General features: G+C 45.9%; 3 protein-coding genes. All 3 read left to right on the forward strand.

All coding sequences use genetic code 11. The features are described 5' to 3' along the window. The first annotated feature begins 25 nt into the window (after window positions 1-25). The gene (gene crtI / locus ACESM0_RS13170) at window positions 26-1,519 is read left to right on the forward strand and encodes a phytoene desaturase family protein (protein ID WP_372906664.1); all 1,494 of its coding nucleotides are present in this window, start codon (window positions 26-28) and stop codon (window positions 1,517-1,519) included. Then, entirely contained in the window at window positions 1,519-2,931 is a 1,413-nt protein-coding gene (locus ACESM0_RS13175; protein WP_372906665.1) for a carotenoid oxygenase family protein, read from the forward strand. The genes crtI and ACESM0_RS13175 overlap by 1 nt, the downstream gene beginning before the upstream one ends. A gap of 23 nt (window positions 2,932-2,954) precedes the next feature. After that, window positions 2,955-3,972, forward strand: a 1,018-nt coding sequence (locus tag ACESM0_RS13180) for a TonB-dependent receptor (protein WP_372906666.1), incomplete at its 3' end; no start/stop codon positions are given.

Consider the following 3,972-nt stretch of genomic DNA (forward strand, 5'->3'; position numbering starts at 1 on the left):
TTAACTATTAACGTCTATCCTATTCATGCAAAAAAAAATTATTGTTATCGGAGGGGGATTTGGAGGACTTTCTGCGGCTGTTCGGCTGGCTGCAAAGGGGCATGATGTAACTATTTTTGATAAGAGGGATAAACTTGGAGGCAGAGCATATCAATACGAGCTGGATGGCTTTAAATTTGATGGAGGGCCTACGGTAATCACAGCACCCTATATTTTTGATGATATATTTGAAGCTGCGGGGAAAAGTCGGCATGACTATTTTGAACTGAAGCCGCTTGATCCATTCTACCGGATTTTTAACAGCGATGGAGAGTATTTTGATTACATGAGAAATGAGGAGGATATTCTCAAACAGATTGACCGGTGGAGTCCGGCGGATAAGAAAGGGTACCTGAAGTTCACAGAAAATACGGTCGACATTTTCAGCCTCTTTCATCCATATACCGACAAGCCATTTTTGACGTTCAAAAAGATGCTGAATATCATGCCCGGAGTGATTCGTCTGGGCGCTTACAAGGGCACCTACCGGCACGTTAGAAAGTACATTAAACACAAATTTCTCAGAAAGGTTTTCTCCTTTCACCCGCTTTTAATCGGCGGTAATCCGTTTGATACACCATCCATATATCTCCTGATCATGCAGTTTGAAAAAGAGTGGGGCGTTCACTACGCGGTGGGCGGTGTGGGCTCCATTATTGAGGGTTTCAGGAAGTTAATGGATGATCTGGGTGTGAAGGTTCGTCTTAATTCGGAAGTGGAACGGATTGTAGTAGATCATCAAAAAGTTTCAGCTGTTCAACTGAAAGACGGTTCCATACACGAAGCGGATATTGTCATCTCCAACGGGGATGTTGCATTTACTTACCGCAACCTGATACCCGAATCGTCCAGGAGGAAATATTCAAACAGATCGATCGACAGAAAAAGCTACAGTTCGTCCCTGTTTGTGATCTATTTTGGAACCAAAAAGAGATATCTCGATTCGAAACTATCTCATCATAACATCATCTTTGGCAAAGAGTATAAGAAACTGATGAGAGAAATTTTTAAAGGCTCAAAACTGCCTGACGATCTTTCCCTCTACCTGCATATGCCCACCATTTCCGATGAATCCATTGCCCCGGATGGATGTGAGTTGTTTTATGTACTCTCACTTGTGCCTAATCTGAAGGCAAACATCAATTGGGAGGAGATAGCCGAGGAGTATAAAGATAAGGTTCTCAGCTACCTGGAAGAGCACTATTTACCCGATCTGAAAGAGAATATTGTAACAGAGCACTACATCGATCCGCCTCATTTTCAAAATACACTGAACAGTCATTATGGAGCAGCTTTTTCATTTACACCGAGTTTGTTGCAGTCAGCCTTTTTCAGGCCGCATAACCGTTCGGAAGAGTTCGATAACCTATACTTTGTAGGTGCCGGAACACATCCGGGTGCAGGAGTACCGGCGGTCCTCTCATCAGGTAAGATTGCGGCAGAGCTGATTGATCCCACACCTCAAAATGGAGCCGGCTGATGCGAAAAGCATACGACATAGGTTTTGGAGTAGCTGAACAGGAAATGGTTATTGATGAGCTTCCACTAAACGGCAAGCTGCCAGAGTGGGTAGAGGGCACACTTCTGCGTAACGGTCCCGGGACTTTCAATGTAGGTGACCAGAACTACAGGCACTGGTTCGACGGACTGGCCATGCTGCACAAGTTTACTTTTCGGGGTGGAAAGGTTTCGTACGCCAACAAATACCTGGAGTGTAATGCGTATCAGGAAGCAATGGAGAAGGGAAAGATCGCCTACTCTGAGTTTGCAACTGATCCGTGCTACTCCCTTTTTGATCGCGTGAAGGAGGTTTTTAATCCGCGTTTTACCGACAGTGCAAAAGTGAATGTAGGAGAACTGCACGGTAAGTTTGTTGCACTCGGTGAGCCCTCTATGCAGGTCGAGTTTGATCCCGAAACATTGGAATCGGTGGGCGTGTTTGCCTACGATGGAAAGGTAAAACAGCATGTAACCACCGTTCATCCCCACATTGACAACGATTCGATTATCAACCTGACAACACGTTTTGGCCGGGTGAGCAACTACCGGTTTATGAAGCTTGAAAGGGAACAGCAACCGGAGCTTGTGGCCAAACAGCGTGTGAAAGAGCCGGCATATATCCACAGTTTCGGGATGAGCCCCAATTACCTGATTCTCACCGAATACCCTTTTGTTGTGAATCCGCTCAGCATTCTTTTTCACGCCAAGCCGTTCATCGAAAACTTTAAATGGAAACCGGAGCGCGGGACCAACATCTACGTTTTTGACCGGAACAATGGGGAGCTTGTCAAAAAGTTTGAAACCGATCCGTTCTTTGCCTTCCATCACGTAAACGCATTCGAACGGAAAGGGGAACTCATATTTGATATTGTTGCCTATCCGGATCCGGAAATCATCGACTCTTTTTATCTGGACAGAATTCGGGCGGAAGATCAAAAACTGCCCGGTGGTGAAATCCGCAGATACCGTCTAGATCTGTCGGGTAGCGGAGGTGTTAATTGCGAAGTACTGAGTGATGAGGGGATTGAGCTGCCACGATTTGACTACGATTCATTAAACATGGACGGGGAATATCAATACATCTACTCCATCGGGGTAAATAAATCCAAAAAGAATAGTTTTTACGATCAAATTGTGAAAACGGATCTCAAAAGCGGGAAATCGAAAGTTTGGAGGGAGGAGAACTGCTTCCCAGGAGAGCCTGTTTTTCTGCCCGATCCTGCAGGTAAAAACGAGGATGATGGCGTCAATCTCTCAGTAGTTTTGGATGAGGCTAATGGAAATTCATTTCTGCTTGTGCTGGATTCGTCTACGTTTACGGAAATTGCCAGGGCTACTATTCCTCAGCCTGTCCTTTTTGGTTATCACGGCAACTTCTACAACTCTATTTAATCCAGCACTACTTTGAAACAGGTATGATATTTATCAGCTACATATTAGCCCTATTTATGATATTGAACGGGTTTGATCCGGCCGTTGACAGTAACGGCAAGATTGGGGGACAGATTATTGATGCCCGGAATCTTCAGCCGCTTACCGGCGCAACGATCATGATCGATGGAACAGAGCGCGGTACGGCAACGGACCTGGAGGGGAATTTTTTAATCGAAAATGTACCTGCAGGAAGCTATAATCTCACGATTCGATTTTTGGGCTACAGAACCATTAGAAGAAGTAATGTGATTGTGAATCCGAACAGGACCACAAGTCTGGAAATCCGAATGGAAGAAGAGCTGATTGAAGGAGAAGAACTTGAAGTACGCGGTAATTTTTTTGAAAGACCCCGAGATGCTGTTGTAAGCAGCAATTCGATGGATTTTCAGGAGATCCGGCGCAGCCCCGGAGACCTTGTGGATATTCAGCGGGCAGTCCAGGCGCTACCGGCGGTTACATCGGGGAGCGACCAGCTAAACGAGATTATTGTAAGAGGCGGTAATCCCGGAGAAAACCTGTTTATGATGGATCACATAGAGATCCCGAATCCGAACCATTTTGCAGTACAGGGAGCCGGTGGCGGTCCGATCAATCTGTTAAACAGCTACATGGTTAGGGAAATCGACTTCTACGCAGGTGCATTTTCTGCCCGGTACGGAGATAAGGCTTCTTCAGTGATGAATATCACTCTTCGAAATGGAACTGATGAGAGGCTTCGCGGAGAGGCTTCGATGGGAATGGCCGGAGCCGGAGCGTTATTTGAGGGGCCGGTGTCCTCGAACGGAAGCTTTATTTTTTCTGCACGCCGTAGCTACCTCGATTGGATTGTACCTGCCACCGGTTTAACGGCAATACCCCAATATTACAATACCCAGGGAAAGCTGACTTTCAACCTGGGAAACAGTCAGACACTTTATATCAATGGTGTATATGGGAATGATAACATAAACATTGAAGGGGGAGATCAGGCCGGTTACGGCAGGGGTGCTGAAAATCTGG

The organism is Rhodohalobacter sp., from assembly GCF_041686455.1.
Lineage (GTDB): Bacteria > Bacteroidota > Rhodothermia > Balneolales > Balneolaceae > Rhodohalobacter.

Coding starts and splice junctions, on each gene's coding strand:
- ACESM0_RS13175 (WP_372906665.1), top strand. CDS start 1,519: ATGCGAAAAGCATACGACATAGGTTTTGGAGTAGCTGAACAGGAAATG.
- crtI (WP_372906664.1), top strand. CDS start 26: ATGCAAAAAAAAATTATTGTTATCGGAGGGGGATTTGGAGGACTTTCT.